Here is an 18,185-nt window from a genome sequence, read left to right on the forward strand (position 1 = left end):
GATGACCGATGCCCTGTTTTGCTGGTGCCGCGCGGGCTTTGAACCCGAACTGGCCGCCGAACTCACCGAGCGCGCCGCGCTGGCCGGGCACCCCGGCTATGCCCGCGCCGAACGCGGCAACGGCTACGTCGAGTTCATTGCCTCCGGGGCGCGTGCGCTGGCGATGGCCTTGCCGCTGGAGCGGATCGTCTTCGCCCGCCAGAAGCTGCTGCGCCTGGCCGACCTGCCCGGCCTGAACCCCAGCGACCGCATCACGCCCATCATGCAGGCCCTGGATGCCCTGAAAGAACAGGGCGAAGTGGCGCCGGGGATGTTCGGCGAGCTGTGGGTGGAGCACCCCGATTCCGATGACGGAAAGACCCTCGCCGGGCTGTCCCGCAGCTTCGCCAACGCACTGCGCCCGAGCCTGCGCAAGGCCGGCTGGCTGAGCGCAAAGGACGACCCGCGCCGGCCGCGTCTGCATGTCGCCTTCCTTGGCGGGCACCACGTCGTGCTCGCCACCAGCGATCCGCGTGACGGCGCACCGTGGCCGCTGGGCATTCCACGCCTGCGCATGCACGCCGAGGCGCCCAGCCGCTCGGCGCTGAAGCTCGAGGAGGCGTTCATGACCCTGCTCGACGAGCGCGAACGCGGGCTCCTGCTGCGCGACAACATGCAGGCGGCCGATCTGGGCGCCGCGCCCGGGGGCTGGAGCTGGGTACTGATGCGCCACGGCATGCTGGTCACCGCGGTCGACAACGGCCCGATGCGCGAGCAGCTGCTCGACAGCGGCCGGGTCGAGCACGTCAGGGCCGACGGCTTCCAGTGGCAGCCGCGGCGACCGGTCGACTGGATGGTCTGCGACATGGTCGAGCAGCCGCGCAAGGTGGCCGACCGCATGGCGACCTGGTTCCGTGAGGGCTGGTGTAAGCAGGCGGTGTTCAACCTCAAGCTGCCGATGAAGAAGCGCTGGGAGGAAACCCGGATCTGCCTGGAAGCTTTCGAGCTGCAGACCCACCGGCCGATGACCATCCGCGCGCGCCAGCTCTACCACGACCGTGAAGAGATCACGGTGCTGGCGATGCCCTCACGCTGACGGGCGCATCGCGCTGTCCATACGCCAGGTTCAGCCAACCCCTGCCGATTTGACGTCGGATTAACTTGGCCCGCCGCACGCTTTTTGCCTCCCCCGCAGACTGTGAGGTGGCACCATGAAAACGCAAGCGACCCTGCTCGGCCTGGCCCTCGCAATGGCGCTGGGCGCATCCGCCACGGCGGGTGCACAGGATGCCCGGCTGGATCCCAAATCCAAGGTCGACGCGGCGGAAGCCGCCGAACAGGCGGTCGATGATGCCCACACCGCGCGCGAGCATGCCGAGGCCGCGCGCGAAGCGGCCCGACACGCCCGCGGCGTGCAGGCGAATGTCGCCACTGCCGATGGCGCCGCCATCGCCTCCGATGCCGCCGCCGTGGCCGACCGCTCGGCGCACGAAGCGGACCAGGCGTCCGACTTCGCCGGGCATGCGGCCAACGAAGCGCTCGGAGCGAAGACCGCGGCGGATGTCGGCAACCAGCCCAAGCGCGCCGTCATGGAAGCCCGCGACGCCGCGACCAAGGCCGAGCTCGCCGGCAACCTCTCGGCCGATGCGGCGGCCAACGCGGCCGCTGCTGCCGCGGCCGCCGAGGATGCCGCCACCCGGCCCGATGCCGGGCTGCCGTCGTCTGAGCCGATGGCCACGTCGCTTGAGCCGGACGTGACAGTCGTATCGGCACCGGCGGATTCCATCGTGGGCGATTACACCGTCGACTTCGATCGCATGGACAGCAACCACGACGGAGCGATCAGTTCCACGGAGGCGGCGTCCAACTCCACCCTCACCGCCGAGTTCCGCGCGGTGGACAACAACCACGACGGCAAGCTAAGCAGGAAGGAGCTGGAAGGCTGGAAGCGCTGATGCGGTCAGCGCCGCGTGGCCGGATGCCCTAAAGCCCGGCCGCGTGGCGCCACAGGGCGCGCGTCAACGGCGGCACGCGTCCGGCGAAAGCGAGCGCATGGCCGCGCAACAGGGTCGGTACCAGCGCGTCGTTGGAAAAGACGCGGTTGATCGCTTCGAACGCATAGGCCGATGCAGTCGCGTCACTGCGCCGCTGGCGGTTCCAACGGCTCAACCGGTGCGTGGCACCGATATCGTCGTGCGGGTGGGCGGGACCGCGCCGCGTCGACGGTTGCAGGGCTGTCAACAGCGCACTGATGTCGCGCAGACCCAGATTCACGCCCTGACCGGCCAGTGGATGGACCGCATGCGCGGCATCGCCCACCAACACCATCCGCCCACTGAGCTGCGTGCCCGCCAGCTGCCGCCGCAGCGGAAACGCCGCCCTGCGCGAGACACCGGTCAGCTCGCCCAGAGGCCCATCGAAGGCACGCGAGAGTTCGACCAGAAAGGCCGCGTCATCGACCGCCAGCAGGCGCTCGGCGTCCGCGTCCGGGAGGCTCCAGACAATCGAGCTGCGCGGGGTCCCGTCATCGGCGTCGGCGAAGGGCAGGAATGCCAGCGGCCCGCCGGGGAGAAAGCGCTGCCAGCAGGTCGACTGGTGCGATCGACTGTGGAGGACGAAACCGACCAGGCCGCGCTGGCCGTAATCGTGGCGAGGAGCGTGGATGCCCGCCATCTGCCGCAAATGGGAATCCGCGCCGTCAGCGGCCACCACCAGCCGCGCCCGCAAGCGCTCGCCCGAGCCCAGCGTCAGCACCTCGCTGCGCCCGTCCTCGCTGTGCTCCCGCGCGGTGACCTTGTCGGGGCAATGCAGTGCCACCCCCGCGTCCAGCGCGGCCTTCCACAGGCGATCGATCAGCAGGCCGTTCTCCAGGATCCAGCCCAGCTCGCGGCGACCCAGGCGGTCGGCGTCGAAGTCCAGCGTGCCGCCGCCGGCCGCGTCCCAGACCTGCATGCGCCGATACGGCTGAGACCGGGCGCTGCGAATCGCCTCCCATACGCCCAGTTGCTCCAGTAGCGCGATGTTGTCGGGCGCGACGGCGAACACGCGCAGGTCCGGTACATCGTGGCGCCACGGCGCGGGCTCGCGACCCTCGACGAGCGCCACCTGCAAGCCCTGCCGGGCGAGGCCGAGTGCCGCCGCGGCGCCCACCACCCCGGCACCGACCACCACCGCATCCAGGACGCCGCGCCGGCTCATGGCCGCAGTCCGTCCGGACGGCACAGCGCGGGCACGTCGGCCCGGTAGCCCAGGGCGCCCGCCACCACTTCGGCCTGCAGCGAGGGCAAGCGGTCGATCGCGAGCAGGCCGATGCTGCGCAGCGGTCGGAGCAGGTCGGAGGGGTTGGCGGTCACGCGCGCCAGACCATCGGAGAATTCCAGTGTGCGCCGCCGGTCGTCTGCGCGAGCAGCGACATAAGCGGACAGCAGCTCGGCGTCACCGCAATCGACTGCTGCGGAGGCGTCGCGTGCCTTGCTGATCAACTCGGCAAGCGTCAGGGCATCCCGCAGTCCCAGGTTGAATCCCTGGGCGCCCAGCGGGTGAATGGTCTGGGCGGCGTTCCCGACGAGCACAGCGCGCTCAGCGACGGTTCGATCCGCCAGCACGCGTACCAGCGGATAGGCCACCCGCGGACCGCAGGACAGGAACCGCCCCGCGCGCCAGCCGAAGGCCTCCTGCACGCGCTGCAGGAAACCGGCTTCATCCAGGGCGGCGACCGCCTCGGCGTCTTCGCGCGCGACCCCGTGGACGAGGCCGTAGTGGCGATCACCGCGTGGCAGCAGCGCGGTCGGGCCGTCATCGCCGAGGCGCTCATAGGCGGTGCCGTCGGGGGCGCGGTCGGTGCGCAGGCGGGTGACGAACAGTGTCTGCCGGTAGTCGTGTTCGCTGGTGCCGATGCCCAGGGCGCCGCGCACGGCGCTGCGGGTGCCGTCGGCGCCCACCACCAGACGCGCCAGCACGGTGCGCTCGCCGTCCGCGTCGGCCAACCGCACGGCCCGGCAGCCACTGTGGGCGGTGTCGGCGAACCCCAGGAAGCGCGCAGGGCGGTACCGGCGCACCCGCTGCAGACCGGCCAGGCGTTTCCCCAGCGCATCGCCAAAGTCGCGCGCGACGACCACCCGGCCGAATTCGCTGCGACCGTGGTGGGCGGCTTCCAGGACGCTGCGCCCGAAATCACCCCGACGGCTGACATGGATCCGCCTGATCGGTCCGCCCGCCGCGGCAAGCTCCTGCATCACGCCCAGCGCGGTCAGCGCGTTGACCGTCGCCTCGGCAAAGCTGAGGTTGCGCTGGTCGAACACGCTGGCATCAGACGGGCCCGGCGCGACCGCTTCGACCAGCCCGACAGTGATCCCCAGCGGCTCCAGCGCGATGGCCAGGCTGGAGCCGACCAGACCGCCGCCGATGATGAGAACGTCATGGATGACCGGCTCGGCCGGGGTGCCGTCCGCGGAACCCCCGGAGGCGAATGCAGCGTTGCCGGAACGGGGTGCGGATTCGGGAGATCGGGACGATGCGGCCATTGCGCTATGCTAACGGCTCCGTCGTTCCACACCCAGCCACGATGAAAAATTCCGCCTCCCGCTCCCTGCTGACCGCCGGCCCGCTCGTGCTCGTCGCACTGATCGTGCTTGCCGCGCTGACCCGGGTACTGCCCCACCCGCCCAATTTCTCGCCGATCACCGCGATCGCCCTGTTTGGCGGCGCGTATTTCGCCAACCGCAGCTGGGCAATGCTGGTGCCCCTGATCGGCCTGTTCGTGTCCGACCTGGTCCTGGCAGGGGTCAACGGCGGCCTGTATGCCAGCTGGTTCAGCGGCGCCGGCATCTGGGTGGTCTACGGCTGCATCGTGCTGACCACCGTGATGGGCTTCGGTATGCGCGGCAAGGTCAGTGGCGGTTCGGTGCTGGGCTACTCGCTCGCCGGGTCAATCCTGTTCTTCCTGGTCACCAATTTCAGCGTGTTCGCCTTCGATGCGATGTATCCCAAGACGATCGCCGGGCTGACCGCCGCCTACGTCGCCGGCATTCCGTTCTTCAAGTGGAGCGTGTTGGGAACGCTGTTCTACTCGGCGGTCCTGTTTGGCGGTTTCGAACTGCTGCGCTCGCGCGTGCCTTCGCTGCGCCCGCAAACGGTCTGAGCCGGCGCCATGGGCAACCGGCTTTCCCGGATCTACACCCGCACCGGTGACGATGGCAGCACCGGCCTGGGCGACGGCAGCCGGACCGGCAAGGACTCGGCGCGGGTCAACGCGTACGGCACGATCGACGAGGCCAATTCCACCATCGGCCTGTTGCTCGCGGTGGAAGTGCCGGATGCGATACGCGACCTGCTGGTCTCGATCCAGCATCAACTGTTCGACCTGGGCGGGGAACTCTGCATCCCCGGCCACGCGGCGATCACCGCCGCGGACGTGGACCGCCTGGAACAGCATCTGGACGCGTTCAACGAGGACCTGCCGCCGCTGAAGGAGTTCATCCTGCCCGGCGGCGGCGAGGCCGGCGCGCGTTGCCACATCGCGCGCACGGTGGTCCGCCGCGCCGAGCGCGAAACGGTCACCCTCGCGCGCGAGGAGCCGGTCCGTCCCGAGGCCATCCGCTACCTGAACCGACTGTCGGATCTGCTGTTCGTGCTGGCGCGGGTGCTTGCCCGCGGCAGCGGTCACGGCGAAGTGGTCTGGAACCACGAACGCCGCAAGGGCTGATCGGCAGTGAGCGCCCGCGCACCACGCCTGCGCCTGTACACCCACCCGGCCTGCCTGGACCATCGACCCGGGCCTGGCAACCCCGAAGCCCCGGCCCGCCTGCAGGCGGTGGTGGACGCGATCTCCACGCAGTGGCCGGAGGAGCGCTGGAACCATCCGCGTGCCGCGACGCGCGCCGAGGTGATGCGCGTGCATCGCGCCGACCTGGTGGCCCTCGTGCTCGACAGCCGTTTCCAGGATGCCCACGACACTCTGCACATCGATGCGGAGACGGTGCTCAGCCCGGGCTCCGCGGACGCGGCCCTGCACGCGGCCGGCGCCGGCATCGAAGCCGTGGACGCGGTCATGGGCGGGCCGGCGCGACGTGCGTTCTGCGCCGTTCGCCCGCCGGGCCACCACGCAACAGCGGCGCAGGCGATGGGTTTCTGCCTGTTCAACAACATCGCCGTTTCCGCGGAGCACGCGATTGAGGTCCACGGCCTGGCGCGGGTGGCCATCGTCGACTTCGATGTGCATCACGGCAACGGCACCGAGGCGATCTTCGCCTCCGACGCGCGCGTGCTCTACCTCTCGACCCACCAGTCGCCGTTGTTCCCCGGCACCGGCGCGGCCGGCGACGTCGGCATCGGCAACGTGCTCAACCGGCCACTGGCCCCGCAGACCGGAAGCGGCGCATTCCGTGGAATGTGGTCCGGCGACCTGCTGCCCGCGCTGAATGCCTTCAGGCCCCAGCTCGTGCTGGTCTCGGCCGGTTTCGATGGGCACCGCCGCGACCCGCTGGCCGACCTGCAACTGGATGCCGACGACTTCGCCTGGCTGACCCGGGAACTGGCCGCAGTCGCGGATCGGCATGCCGAGGGACGCCTCGTCTCGATGCTGGAAGGTGGCTACGATCTGCAGGCGCTGCGCGAGTGCGTCCTGGTCCACGTCGATGTGCTGCTGCACGCTTGAGGACAGACGCAACATGAACGGCGCGCCTGCGCCGGATTGCAACGCGGCGTTGCCGCGCTCCGGGCGATGCGGCAAGCTAGCGGCCGCTCCATGCCTACCGGATCGCCGCGTGCGCAACCGCCTCCACCTGCTTCCGTTATCGATGTGCATCGCCCTGGCACTGCCGGCCTTCTCCGCCCGGGCGTCGGAGGACTGGAGCCTGTGTCCGCTGGAGGACGCGGTACCCGCGTTCGACGACGCGCCCGCGCCGGGCGGACTGGATGGCGCCCGCATCGACCAGCCCACCGACATCTCCGGTGATGCGCTCAATGCCAGCGAGACCGACAACACGGTCTTCCAGGGCAACGTCGCCCTGCGCCGCGGCGACCAGTTCCTCGGTACCGACCGGCTGAGCTACCGCAGTGATGACGGCACCTACGTCGCCGATGGCAGCGTGCGCTACCAGGACTCGGGCATGCGGATCGTCGCCGAACGCGCCCACGGCGACCAGGACGCGGACACGCACACGATCGAAGACCTGCGCTACCAGTTGATCGAGCAGCGCGGCAATGGCGGCGCGGAACGCATCGATATCCAGGGTGACAGCGGCTCATTGGTCGGTTCCACCTACTCCACCTGTCCGCCATCGCAGCGCAGTTGGGAGCTGCAGGCCAAGCGGATCGACTTCGACACCGAGAAAGGAACGGGCGTTGCACGCAACGCCGTGGTCCGGGTCGGCCGCGTGCCGATCCTCTACGTTCCGTGGCTGATGTTCCCGATCGACGACCAGCGCCGCACCGGGCTGCTGTACCCGGCGGTGAAGCTGTCCGGCCGCAACGGCTTCGACTGGCGCCAGCCGATCTACCTGAACCTGGCGCCGAACTACGATGCGACCCTGACCCCGCGCTGGATGAGCAAGCGCGGCGTGCAACTGGGCGGTGAATTCCGCTGGCTGTACGCCGGCGGCAGCGGCGAACTGTCGGGTGACTGGATGCCCAAGGACCGACTGGCGGAGAACGAGCCCTACCGTTACCTGGAGGATCCGTTCGGAAATCCGATCCCTGGCGCCACCCTGCCGGTGGACAATCGCGGCCAGTTCCAGTTTCACGGCCAGCACAGCCTCGGCGGCGGTTGGCGTGCCCAGGCCAATCTGGGCTGGGTCAGTGACACCCACTACCTGGAAGATTTCAGCAACACGCTGTACGGCCTGTCCACCTGGCAGATCGTCAGCACCGCCGGGATCTACGGGATCGGCCAGCGCTGGGACGCCGGCCTGATGGCCGACCACGCGCAGCTGGCCGACTACACCTTGAGTGAGGCCAACCTGACGTATGACCGTCTGCCGCGTGCGTTCCTCAACTGGTCGCAACCCATCGGAACGTGGTTCGAGGCGGGGATCAACGCCGAGGCCGTCCGCTTCCGCCACAAGGTCCAGAACGAGGGCAGCCGGATCGATCTGAAGCCCTATGTCAGCATGCCGCTGGAGGGCTCGAGCTGGTACGTGACGCCCAAGCTGGCGTGGCGTTACACCGCCTACGATCTCGACGACACCCTGGCGGCAGCCAATGGCGGCGACGCCACCCCGAGCCGCAGCCTGCCGATCGCCTCGCTAGACGCCGGCATGTTCTTCGACCGCAAGGTCAGTTTCGGCAAGGACACCTACACGCAGACACTGGAGCCGCGGCTCTACTACCTGAACGTGCCGTACCGCGACCAGAACGGGCTGCCGCGTTTCGACACCAACCCGATGACCTTCAGCTGGGGCCAGCTGTTCCGCGACAACCGCTACACCGGGCCGGACCGGCAGATCGACGCCAACCAGCTGACCACCGCGCTGACCACGCGTTTCATCAACGACGCGAACGGGCGCGAGCGCCTGTCCGCCAGCCTCGGCCAGATCCAGTACTTCGACGACAGCCGCGTGGTCGTGCCCGGCGAGACCGCCGTGGAGCAGGGCAAGTCGGCGTGGGTGGCAGACGTGGGCATCTCGCCCACCAAGCGCTGGAGCATCAACATGGCCTACCAGTGGGATCCCAAGTACCGTCGCCAGGACCTCGCCAGCATCCGCACGCGCTACCTGATCGGCGACAAGGGCGTGGTCAACCTGGGCTACCGCTACCGGCGCGATCTGACCGAGCAGGCGGACTTCTCGTTCCTGTACCCGATCAACCAGACCTGGAGCGTGGTCGGCCGCTATTACTACGCCATCGACGACCGCAAACTGCTGGAATCCATCGCCGGCGTGCAGTGGGAAAGCTGCTGCATGGCCGTGCGCCTGATCGCCCGCCGCTACGTGCGCGAGCGCAACGGCGACCTGGATGATTCGCTGCGGGTGGAGTTCGAACTCAAGGGCCTGGGCTCGGCGGGCCAGAAAACCGAGACGATTTTGAGCCGTGCTATCCTCGGCTACGATCGTGATGATCTCTATCTTGTGCCGCCTTCCTCCGTGGAAGACGACGATTTCGACAACTCCCTCGATCAAATCCCATGAAGAAACTATTCGCGTCTCTCCTGGCCGGCGCGCTGCTGCTTGCGCCTGCGTTTGCGCAACAGCCTGCGCCCATTGACGGCATCGCGGTGGTGGTTGACGAGGACGTCATCCTGCAAAGCGAGCTGGACCGGGCGGTGGCGAACATCCGCGCCCAGTACGCGGGCCGCACCGAGCAGTTGCCACCACCGGAGGTGCTCGAGCGCCAGGTGGCCGAGCGGCTGGTGCTGCTCAAGCTGCAGATCGCCCGTGCCAACAGCACCGGGGTCAAGGTCAGCAGCCAGGAGGTCGAGCAGACCATCAATGCCATCGCCGCGCAGAACCAGGTCAGCGTCGACCAGCTCGCCGCCCAGCTGGCCCGCGATGGCACCTCGCTGCCCCAGTTCCGCGAGTCCATTCGCGATGAGCTGCTGGTGCAGCGTTTGCGCCAGCGCCTGGCGCAGTCGCAGATTTCCGTAAGCGACGCCGAGGTCGATGCCGCGCTCGCCGCCCAGCAGGGTTCGGGCATGCAGTACCACCTGGCCCACATCCTGGTGGCGGTGCCCGAAGGCGCCACTCCCGAGCAGATCGCCACGGCCCAATCCAAGATCGAAGGGGTGCAGGCGCTGATCAAGCGCGGCGAGATGGATTTCGCGGCCGCCGCGGTGCGCTACTCCGACAGCCCCAACGCCCTTGAGGGCGGTGACCTGGGCTGGCGCAGCAGCGACGAGATCCCCTCGGCGTTCGCCGAGATGGTGCGCAACATGAGCCCGGGCCAGGTCACCGAGCCGATCCGTGGTCCCAGCGGCTTCCAGATGCTGCAGGTGGTGGAGAGCCGCGATGCGTCGCAGGCCGCGCCCAGCATGGTCACCCAGTACCACGCCAGCCACATCCTGATCCGCGTTGACGAAAACACGGGGGCGGCGGAGGCGAAAGCCAAGGCCGACACCTTGCATGCCCGCCTCCTCGGTGGCGCGGATTTCGCCGCGCTCGCCCGCGAGGAGTCGCAGGATCCGAGTTCACAGGCCCGCGGCGGCGATCTGGGCTGGTTCGCCCGTGATCAGTTCGGTCCCGATTTCGGCGCCGAAGTGGCCAAGCTCGATGATGGCGCGATCTCGTCACCCTTCCGCACCCAAGCCGGCTGGCACATCGTCAAGCGAGTCGGCACGCGCCAGAGCGATGTTGGCGACACGTCCCAGCGCGACCAGGTCCGCGAGACGATCGGCCGGCGCAAGCTGGAAGACGAATGGAACCGGTTCCTGCGCGAGATGCGCGGCGAGGCGTTCGTCGACTTCCGTACCGTCGCCGGCGCCGGAGACAGCGACGCCGGCGAGGGTGCTGACGGCACCCGCGATACCAGCGGGAACTGATTGACTCCGCTGCGGCTCGCGCTGGTCCCGGGAGAACCGGCCGGCGTCGGGCCGGAGCTCTGCGTGCGGCTGGTCCAGACCGCACGCTCCTATGAGATGACGGCTTTTGGCGATCCGCAGACCCTGCGGGCCGCCGCCGACGCCCTCAAGCTCCCGCTGCACCTGGTCGCGCCCGAGGATGATCAGGGCCGCGCCGGCGAGCTCGCCCTGCACCCCATTCCCAATGCGGTCGACGTGGCATTCGGCCAGCCAGCTCCGGCCAATGCGCGCGCGGTCATCGATGCGCTGCATACCGCTGCAGCCCACTGCCTTCGCGGCGATTGCCACGGCCTGGTGACTGGCCCGGTGCACAAGGCGGTGATCAACGACGGCGGGATTCCCTACACCGGCACCACCGAGCTGCTGGCCGAGCAGGCCCGATGCGGCGTGGTGATGATGCTGGCCAACCCGACGATGCGCGTGGCGCTGGCCACCACCCATCTGCCCCTGCGCGAGGTCGCCGACGCGATCACGCCCGCATCCTTGAGCGCCACCCTGCGCACCGTCCATGCCGCGCTGCGGACCGACTTCGGCATCGACCAGCCACGCATCGCCGTACTCGGCCTGAATCCCCACGCCGGGGAGGCCGGACATCTGGGCCACGAGGAGATCGCCGTCATCGAACCGGTGCTGGCGGTCCTGCGCGCCGAGGGCATGTCCCTGGAAGGGCCGCTGCCGGCCGACACCGCCTTCCTGCCTGGACGGCTGAAGCGCTATGACGCCGTGCTGGCGATGTATCACGACCAGGGTTTGCCGGTGCTGAAGTTCAGCGGTTTCGAGCACGCGGTGAACATCACCCTGGGACTGCCCTACCCGCGCGTGGCCGTCGACCACGGCACCGCGCTCGATCTGGCGGGGAAAGGCACCGCCGATCCATCCAGCCTGATCGCCGCCGCCGCCACCTGCGCTCGCATGGCGCGCGCCCGCACCGCCATAATGCCCCGATGAGTTCACCCAAAAGCCCGGCCCGCCCGTTCGGCTCGGCCTTCTCCAGTCCGGCCAAGAAGCACCTGGGCCAGAACTTCCTCCACGACCGCTCGGTCATCGACAAGATCGTGCAGGCGGTGAATCCCCAGCCCGGCGACCGGCTGGTCGAGATCGGTCCGGGCCAGGGCGCGTTGACCTTCCCGCTGCTGGACCGCCACGGCCGCTTGACCGTTATCGAGTTCGATCGCGACCTGGTCGGGCCACTGACGGAGATGGCCCAAGAGCACGGCCATCTGGAGGTCATCCATCGCGACGTGCTGCAGGTCGACTTCACCGCGCTGGCTGCCGAGGCCGGACCGTCCGGCGACGAGCCGGCCGACGACCGCAGCGGACGCATCCGCCTGGTGGGCAACTTGCCCTACAACCTGTCCTCGCCGATCCTCTTCCACGCCCTCGACCACGCCGCTGCCATCACGGACATGGTGTTCATGCTGCAAAAGGAAGTGGTCGACCGCATGGCTGCCGGGCCCGGCAGCAAGGTCTACGGACGACTGAGCGTGATGCTGCAGGCCTACTGCACGGTCAGCGCGCTGTTCATTGTCCCACCGGGCGCGTTTCATCCGGTGCCCAAGGTCGACTCGGCGCTCGTGCGCCTTGTGCCGCGACCGGCGAGCGGAATCGGCGTGCGTGACCGGACGGTGTTCGCCAACGTCGTGCGCGATGCGTTCGGCCAACGGCGCAAGACCCTGCGCAACGCCCTCTCGCGGATCTGCGACCCGGCGGCGATGGAAGCGGCGGGCGTCTCCCCGCAGGCTCGCGCAGAGCAGATTCCGGTGGCCGATTTCGTCCGCCTTGCCAACTCGCTGGTGAACTGATCAGGCCACGAGGCGGCGTGAATCGGTCGCCGTCGCTCCCCTATGCCGCGGCCACCCTCTACACTGTCCTGCATGAAACACCGACGCGGCCCCGCATTCACCATTGACGTCATCACGCGCTACCTGGATGACCAATCCGAGCCTGCGAACGGCCACTTCCTGTTTGCCTACACGATCCGCATCGGCAACGCCGGCGACGAGTCGGCGCAACTGGTCTCCCGTCGCTGGGTGATCACCGACGCCAACGGCAAGGTCGAGCGGGTCCAGGGCGACGGCGTGGTGGGCGAGCAGCCATGGCTGCACCCCGGCGAGGGCTTTGAATACACCTCCGGCGCAATGCTGGACACCGACCTGGGCACCATGGAAGGCAGCTACACCATGGCCACCCGGGACGGCACCAGTTTTGAAGTGCCGATCCCCGCATTCACCCTGACCGTCCCGCGAACCCTGCACTGATGGCGGCTCTGGCATGAGTGTCTGGGCGATTGGGGACCTGCAGGGTTGTTACGACGAGTTGCAGCGGCTTCTGGAGCACATCCGCTTCGACCCGGCCAGCGATCGGCTGTGGTTCTGTGGCGACCTGGTCAACCGCGGCGGGCAATCGCTGGAAACGCTGCGTCTGGTGCATTCGCTGCGCGGGCAATCCAGCGTCGTGCTGGGCAACCACGACCTGTCGCTGCTGGCCATCGGCGAACGGCGTGAAGAGGACCAGCGCAAGGTCAATGCCGACCTGCAGCGGGTGGTGTTCGCGCCCGACCGCGACGAGCTGCTGACGTGGTTGCGGATGCAGGAGATGGTGCACGTCGACCGCGAGCTGGGCTGGATGATGATCCATGCCGGACTCGCGCCCAAATGGACCACGCAACTGGCGGAAAAGCACGGCCGCGAGGTCGAGGCGGCGCTGCGCGGCGACCAGTACCGGCAGCTGCTCCGGCACATGTACGGCGACGGGCCGGCGTGGAATCCCAGGTTGACCGGGATGGACCGCCATCGCGCGATCATCAACCTGCTCACACGCATGCGCTACTGCTCCCCCAAGGGCCGTATCGCCTACGAGGAGAAGGGCGTCCCCGGCACCCAGCCGCCGGGCCTGTACCCGTGGTATGAGGTTCCGGGCCGCGCCGAGCGCGACCTGAAGATCGTCTGCGGCCACTGGTCGGCGCTCGACCTCTTCATCGGCCATGGCGTCCATGCGATCGATACCGGCGCGGTCTGGGGCGGCAAACTCACCGCCCTGCAGCTGGACACCGACGAGTTGCGGGTCGTGCAGGTGGCCGGGCGTGACAAGCCCGCGCCGCCGCCGCGGCCTCGTCACCGCTCACGGCAACGGCGGCAGCCGCAGGCGTCCTGAGCGGTTGCCGGTGGCTGCGCCCGGCCGCGGCCGATGCGGGAGAAGGCGGATCAGGGCGCGCGCGCGTACTCGACGAACTCGAACGCGAACCGGTGACGTTCATCGGCCGGGTGTGACTCTCGCGAAATGACGGTCCAGTTGTTCGCGTCGAAGGGCGGAAAGAACGCGTCTGCACCTTCCACAGCCGTGTCGACGTGGGTCAGCTGCAGCTGCGTCGCGATCGGCAGGCACAGCGCGTAGACCTCACCGCCGCCGATGACGCACAGCGCATCGGTTCCCCCGCTTCGCGCGGCGGTGATTGCCTCCTCCACGCTGCCCACGGCCTCCATGCCGGGAAACGGTGCGCGACCGCTGCGGGTCAATACAAGATTGCGTCGTCCGGGCAGTGGCCTGCCCAACGAGTCGGCGGTCTTGCGCCCCATCAGCAGTGTCCTGCCCAAGGTCAGCGCCTTGAAGCGTTTCAGATCGTCGGGCAGCCGCCAGGGCAGGTCGTTGTCGCGCCCGATCGCGCCGTTGCGATCCAGCGCGGCGACCAGCACTACCGGCGGGCTCACACCGCCACCGGCGCCTTGATGGCGGGCAGCGGATCGTAGTCCTCGATGCTGATGTCCTCGATGCTGAAGTCGAATATGCCGCTGACTTCCGGGTTGAGGCCCAGCCGCGGCAGTGCGCGCGGCTCCCGCGACAGCTGTTCGCGCGCCTGCTCGAAGTGGTTCGAGTACAGATGCGCATCGCCCAGGGTATAGACGAAGTCGCCGACCTCCAGCCCGCACACCTGCGCCACCATGTGGGTCAGCAGCGCGTAGCTGGCGATGTTGAAGGGCACGCCCAGGAAGATGTCGCCGCTGCGCTGGTAGAGCTGGCAGCTGAGCCTGCCGTTGACCACGTAAAACTGGAACAGCGTGTGGCACGGCATCAACGCCATCTGTGGCAGCTCGGCGACATTCCACGCCGACACGATCAGCCGCCGCGAGTCCGGATTGCGCCGGATCTCGTCGACCACCCACTGGATCTGGTCGATCTCGATCCCGTCCGCTCCCGCCCAACGCCGCCACTGCTTGCCGTACACCGGGCCCAGCTCGCCAGCCTCATCGGCCCATTCGTCCCAGATGCGCACCCGGTTCTCGCGCAGGTAGCCGATATTGGTATCGCCCTGCAGGAACCACAAAAGCTCATGGATGATCGAGCGCAGGTGCAGCTTCTTGGTCGTGACCAGCGGGAACCCGGCGGCAAGATCAAAGCGCATCTGCCAGCCGAACACGCTGCGGGTGCCGGTGCCCGTGCGATCGGATTTTTCATCGCCGTGCTCGAGCACATGGCGCATCAGATCCAGGTATTGGCGCATCTCAGGCTCCCGAGGCGGCCGGCTGGACCGTGGGCGAACGCCGCGACAGCCACAGGCCGAACAGGCCCAGCACGATCAGCGGCAGGCTCAGGACTTGGCCCATTGTCAGCCAGCCAAACGCCAGGTAGCCCAGTTGCACATCCGGCACGCGCACGAACTCGACCAGGAAGCGGAAGCTGCCGTACATCAGCAGGAACAGCCCCAACACCGCATAGCGCGGCCTCGGCTTGCGCGAGAACCACCACACCACGCAAAACGTCACCAGACCCTCCAGGAACGCCTGATAGAGCTGGGACGGATGCCGGGCGAAGCGGTCCAGCGCCCCGCTGGCGAATTGCGCCTGCAGTTGCTCCGCGCTCCAGCCGGCGAATTCCGGCGCCCGCGGAAACACGACGCCCCAGTCGGCGCCGGTGGGTTTGCCCCACAACTCGCCACCGATGTAGTTGCCCAGCCGGCCCAGACCCAGGCCGGCCGGCACCAGCGGCACGACAAAGTCGGCCACATCGAAGAAATGCTGGTGCTGCTTGCGCGACCACCACAGACCGGCGGCGGCGACGCCGAGCAGGCCACCGTGGAAACTCATGCCGCCCTCCCATATCCGCAGCAGCATCAGCGGATCCTTCAGCAGATCGGCAAAACCGTAGAACAGCACATAGCCGATGCGGCCGCCCAGGACAACGCCAAGCATTCCGTAAAACAGCAGGTCACCGAACGCCTGCTCGGTCACTCCCGGCAGGCGCCCGGCGCGGATCCGCCGCACGCCCAGCCACCAGGCGATGCCGAAACCCAGCAGGTACATCACGCCGTACCAGTGGATGTCCAGCGGGCCCAGGCTGAGGGCGATCGGGTCGATTTGATGCAGGATGATCATTGAGTCGCTTGTATCCGCTGGAAGTGGGCTGTCGCCCGTCTATTGTCGCCGCTGACGGCGCGATTTACAGGCGATGCGGCTGATTGGACAGCTGGTTGTCGTCCGCTTGCCCCGGAATGGCCGGGAAGGCGCCCGCCACCAAGGTCGAAAGCGCATCCACGCCGCCGAGGATCGCGGCCTCCGCGTCGCCGGCCTGCAGGTGCTGCTCGATCAAGCCGCACGCCTGCCGCCACTGGGCCGGTTCAACCCGGCCGTCAAAGCCGCGATCGGCGACCACTTCGATCCGGTGCTCCGCCAGCAGCAGGTAGAGGAGCACGCCGTTGTTGTCCCTTGTGTCCCACACGCCCAACTGCCCGAACAGCTCGCGCGCCCGGTCGCGGGCACTCACGCCGGCCACTATCGCCCGAAGTTTCAGCGCCGGCTCCACCGCAAAGCACAGCTCGCCGCTATGCCGCTGCTCGCCAGCCGCGATTGCCGTGGCAATGCGCGCCATCACCGGGTCGGGAAACCAGCGCCGGCTCGAAGGTGGGAAGAGGTGCCGGAACCAGCGCATCAGCACGCCCCTGTGGTCGGGATCGAGTTCATCACCAGCTGCCCGAGGCGCCGCCGCCTCCACTCATGCCGCCACCGCCGCTCCATCCACCACCTCCCCCGCCCATGCCGCCGCCCCATCCACCACTACCGCCACCCCAGCCGCCGCCGCCCAATCCACCAAAGCCGCCGCGTCGCGCGAAGCCGCCACCGCCGGAACCGGCGAGCGCGAGCACCAGTCCCATCACGGCGCCGATGCCGCCGATTAACAGCAAGGAGGACAGCAGCCACGCAACCCCGCCTGCCGCGGCCGCTCCCGCCATGCCGCGGATCGGCTTGGGTGTGCGGCCGAACATGCCCGCCACGACGCGGGCAACGATGAAGGCGGCCATCAGGGCAAACAACCAGTTCCCGCCGCCCGCGTCCGGGCGGTTGTCGGCCATCGGCGCCTGCAGCGGTTCTCCGTCGATCAGGCGGGTCAGCGCGGCGGTCGCCTCGACGATTCCGCCGGCATAGTCGTCACGCCGGAAGTGCGGTACCAGATACTCCTGGATCACCCGGCTGGCCGTGGCATCCGGGATCGCACCCTCCAGGCCGTAGCCGACTTCAATGCGGGCGCGGCGATCGGCCTTGGCCACGATCAGCAAGACCCCATCATCGACCTTGCCGCGGCCCAGCTTCCACTCGTCGTAGACGCGGGTGGCGTACTGGGCGATGTCCTCCGGCGACGTGGTGGGCACGACCAGCACCTGCAGCTGGCTGCCCTTGCGATCGCGCAGCGCGACTGCCTGGGCTTCCAGCTGCTGCCGTGTCGCCGCGTCGATGGTGCCGGTGGTATCGACCACGGGCGAGTCCAGCGCCGGCACCGGCGCCAGCGTTTGTGCGTGCAGCACCCCGGCCGCGAAGAACAGCGCCAGCATCCAGACCCGGCATGCAGGCGAACGGAACTTCCGCTGCCCCCGCGCGCGGAGCCGGCGCAGCCCGGCGGGCGCCTGCGACTGCGCGGCATCCGCAATGCCAGTGTCGGTACGACGATTCGCTGGCTCACCCAGGTTCATGTCAACAGCGCTGGCGGGGAGAGGTGCGAAACGCAGGCCGGATCAGCCATTGGCGGGCGCGGGGGCCGGCGCGGGCTGGCCGAAGTCGACCTCCGGCGGACGCTGGATTTCCTGCACGTTGTCGACGGTGAAATTGGGCTTGGGCTTGTAGCCGAACACCTTGGCGGTCAGGTTGGTCGGGAACTGGCGGATATAGGTGTTGAAGTCCTGCACCGTCTGGATGTAGCGCTGGCGCTCGACGGTGATCCGGTTCTCGGTGCCCTCCAGCTGCGCCTGCAGCTGCAGGAAGCTCTGGTCCGCCTTCAGGTCCGGGTAGTTCTCGCTGACCATCAGCAGCCGGCCGATCGCGCTTTGCAACTGGCCCTGGGCCTGCTGGAACTGCTCCAGCGAGGCCGGGTCATCCGCGTCGACCTTGATGCTGCCGACCCGCGCACGCGCCTCGGTGACCTGGGTCAGTACCTGCTGCTCGTGGCTCGCGTAGCCCTTGACCGTCGCGACCAGGTTCGGCACGAGGTCGGCCCGGCGCTGGTAGACGTTGAGGACCTGCGACCAGGCCGCATCCACCGCCTCGTCCTTCTGCTGGATGGTGTTGTAACCACAACCGCTGAGCAAGGTCGCCAGCACGAGCAGAAGCACGATGCGCATGGAAATTCTCCGTTCAGGTCAATGGCTCATTCCACCACCGGGCCACGGTTGGGGCAATGGGCGCGGTGTGAAGCGACCGGCGCCCTGCAATTA

The 18,185-nt window shown here is 68.5% G+C and carries 19 protein-coding genes; 11 read left to right on the forward strand and 8 right to left on the reverse strand.

The window, feature by feature from the left end:
* Position 1 precedes the first annotated feature (1 nt).
* Positions 2-1,075: a 23S rRNA (cytidine(2498)-2'-O)-methyltransferase RlmM gene (gene rlmM, locus INQ40_RS10375; protein ID WP_194340365.1), complete on the forward strand. Its 1,074-nt coding sequence runs from the start codon at positions 2-4 to the stop codon at positions 1,073-1,075.
* 115 nt (positions 1,076-1,190) lie between these two features.
* On the forward strand, positions 1,191-1,934 hold the full coding sequence (locus INQ40_RS13100) for a hypothetical protein (protein ID WP_228481996.1): 744 nt from the start codon (positions 1,191-1,193) through the stop codon (positions 1,932-1,934).
* 28 nt (positions 1,935-1,962) lie between these two features.
* On the opposite strand, the gene INQ40_RS10385 is transcribed toward INQ40_RS13100, so the two are convergent.
* Positions 1,963-3,177 carry an FAD-dependent oxidoreductase gene (locus INQ40_RS10385; RefSeq protein ID WP_194340366.1) on the reverse strand — a complete coding sequence of 405 codons (1,215 nt, stop codon included), beginning with the start codon at positions 3,175-3,177 and terminating at the stop codon, positions 1,963-1,965.
* A complete protein-coding gene (gene ubiH / locus INQ40_RS10390; RefSeq protein WP_194340367.1) occupies positions 3,174-4,502 on the reverse strand; it encodes a 2-octaprenyl-6-methoxyphenyl hydroxylase in 1,329 nt (442 codons plus the stop codon). The genes INQ40_RS10385 and ubiH overlap by 4 nt, the downstream gene beginning before the upstream one ends.
* A 41-nt stretch (positions 4,503-4,543) precedes the next feature.
* On the opposite strand from ubiH, the gene INQ40_RS10395 reads away from it, so the two are divergent.
* The 9 genes from INQ40_RS10395 to INQ40_RS10435 all read left to right on the forward strand — a co-directional run bounded on the left by INQ40_RS10395 (position 4,544) and on the right by INQ40_RS10435 (position 13,642).
* Positions 4,544-5,119, forward strand: coding sequence for a DUF6580 family putative transport protein (locus INQ40_RS10395; protein ID WP_194340368.1), 576 nt, complete (start codon positions 4,544-4,546; stop codon positions 5,117-5,119).
* Between the two features lie 9 nt (positions 5,120-5,128).
* The gene (locus INQ40_RS10400; RefSeq protein ID WP_193984330.1) at positions 5,129-5,683 is read left to right on the forward strand and encodes a cob(I)yrinic acid a,c-diamide adenosyltransferase; all 555 of its coding nucleotides are present in this window, start codon (positions 5,129-5,131) and stop codon (positions 5,681-5,683) included.
* Between the two features lie 27 nt (positions 5,684-5,710).
* On the forward strand, positions 5,711-6,634 hold the full coding sequence (locus tag INQ40_RS10405) for a histone deacetylase family protein (protein WP_194342526.1): 924 nt from the start codon (positions 5,711-5,713) through the stop codon (positions 6,632-6,634).
* A gap of 109 nt (positions 6,635-6,743) precedes the next feature.
* Positions 6,744-9,104 carry an LPS assembly protein LptD gene (gene lptD / locus INQ40_RS10410; protein ID WP_345776521.1) on the forward strand — a complete coding sequence of 787 codons (2,361 nt, stop codon included), beginning with the start codon at positions 6,744-6,746 and terminating at the stop codon, positions 9,102-9,104.
* Entirely contained in the window at positions 9,101-10,450 is a 1,350-nt protein-coding gene (locus INQ40_RS10415) for a peptidylprolyl isomerase (RefSeq protein ID WP_194340370.1), read from the forward strand. The genes lptD and INQ40_RS10415 overlap by 4 nt, the downstream gene beginning before the upstream one ends.
* Entirely contained in the window at positions 10,451-11,437 is a 987-nt protein-coding gene (gene pdxA / locus INQ40_RS10420; RefSeq protein ID WP_194340371.1) for a 4-hydroxythreonine-4-phosphate dehydrogenase PdxA, read from the forward strand.
* A complete protein-coding gene (rsmA, locus tag INQ40_RS10425) occupies positions 11,434-12,291 on the forward strand; it encodes a 16S rRNA (adenine(1518)-N(6)/adenine(1519)-N(6))-dimethyltransferase RsmA (protein ID WP_194340372.1) in 858 nt (285 codons plus the stop codon). Before pdxA ends, rsmA begins: the two co-directional genes overlap by 4 nt.
* Before the next feature lie 72 nt (positions 12,292-12,363).
* The gene (gene apaG / locus INQ40_RS10430; protein WP_193984347.1) at positions 12,364-12,747 is read left to right on the forward strand and encodes a Co2+/Mg2+ efflux protein ApaG; all 384 of its coding nucleotides are present in this window, start codon (positions 12,364-12,366) and stop codon (positions 12,745-12,747) included.
* Positions 12,748-12,760: 13 nt separating this feature from the next.
* Positions 12,761-13,642 (forward strand): symmetrical bis(5'-nucleosyl)-tetraphosphatase, encoded by an 882-nt coding sequence (locus INQ40_RS10435; protein ID WP_194340373.1) that lies wholly within the window; start codon positions 12,761-12,763, stop codon positions 13,640-13,642.
* A gap of 50 nt (positions 13,643-13,692) precedes the next feature.
* Here the strand turns inward: INQ40_RS10435 and INQ40_RS10440 are convergent, their stop codons facing one another.
* The 6 genes from INQ40_RS10440 to INQ40_RS10465 all read right to left on the reverse strand — a co-directional run bounded on the left by INQ40_RS10440 (position 13,693) and on the right by INQ40_RS10465 (position 18,092).
* A complete protein-coding gene (locus INQ40_RS10440; protein ID WP_194340374.1) occupies positions 13,693-14,196 on the reverse strand; it encodes a dihydrofolate reductase in 504 nt (167 codons plus the stop codon).
* Positions 14,193-14,987, reverse strand: coding sequence for a thymidylate synthase (locus INQ40_RS10445; protein ID WP_194340375.1), 795 nt, complete (start codon positions 14,985-14,987; stop codon positions 14,193-14,195). The genes INQ40_RS10440 and INQ40_RS10445 overlap by 4 nt, the downstream gene beginning before the upstream one ends.
* A 1-nt stretch (position 14,988) precedes the next feature.
* Positions 14,989-15,858, reverse strand: coding sequence for a prolipoprotein diacylglyceryl transferase (gene lgt / locus INQ40_RS10450; RefSeq protein ID WP_194340376.1), 870 nt, complete (start codon positions 15,856-15,858; stop codon positions 14,989-14,991).
* A 64-nt stretch (positions 15,859-15,922) separates the two neighbouring features.
* Positions 15,923-16,474: a TPM domain-containing protein gene (locus tag INQ40_RS10455; protein ID WP_228481997.1), complete on the reverse strand. Its 552-nt coding sequence runs from the start codon at positions 16,472-16,474 to the stop codon at positions 15,923-15,925.
* Positions 16,443-17,309 (reverse strand): TPM domain-containing protein, encoded by an 867-nt coding sequence (locus INQ40_RS10460; RefSeq protein ID WP_194342528.1) that lies wholly within the window; start codon positions 17,307-17,309, stop codon positions 16,443-16,445. The genes INQ40_RS10455 and INQ40_RS10460 overlap by 32 nt, the downstream gene beginning before the upstream one ends.
* A gap of 180 nt (positions 17,310-17,489) precedes the next feature.
* Positions 17,490-18,092: a LemA family protein gene (locus INQ40_RS10465; protein ID WP_194340377.1), complete on the reverse strand. Its 603-nt coding sequence runs from the start codon at positions 18,090-18,092 to the stop codon at positions 17,490-17,492.
* Positions 18,093-18,185: the final 93 nt, after the last annotated feature.

This window comes from Lysobacter sp. H21R4, assembly GCF_015277535.1.
Classification (GTDB): Bacteria; Pseudomonadota; Gammaproteobacteria; order Xanthomonadales; family Xanthomonadaceae; genus Novilysobacter; species Novilysobacter ciconiae.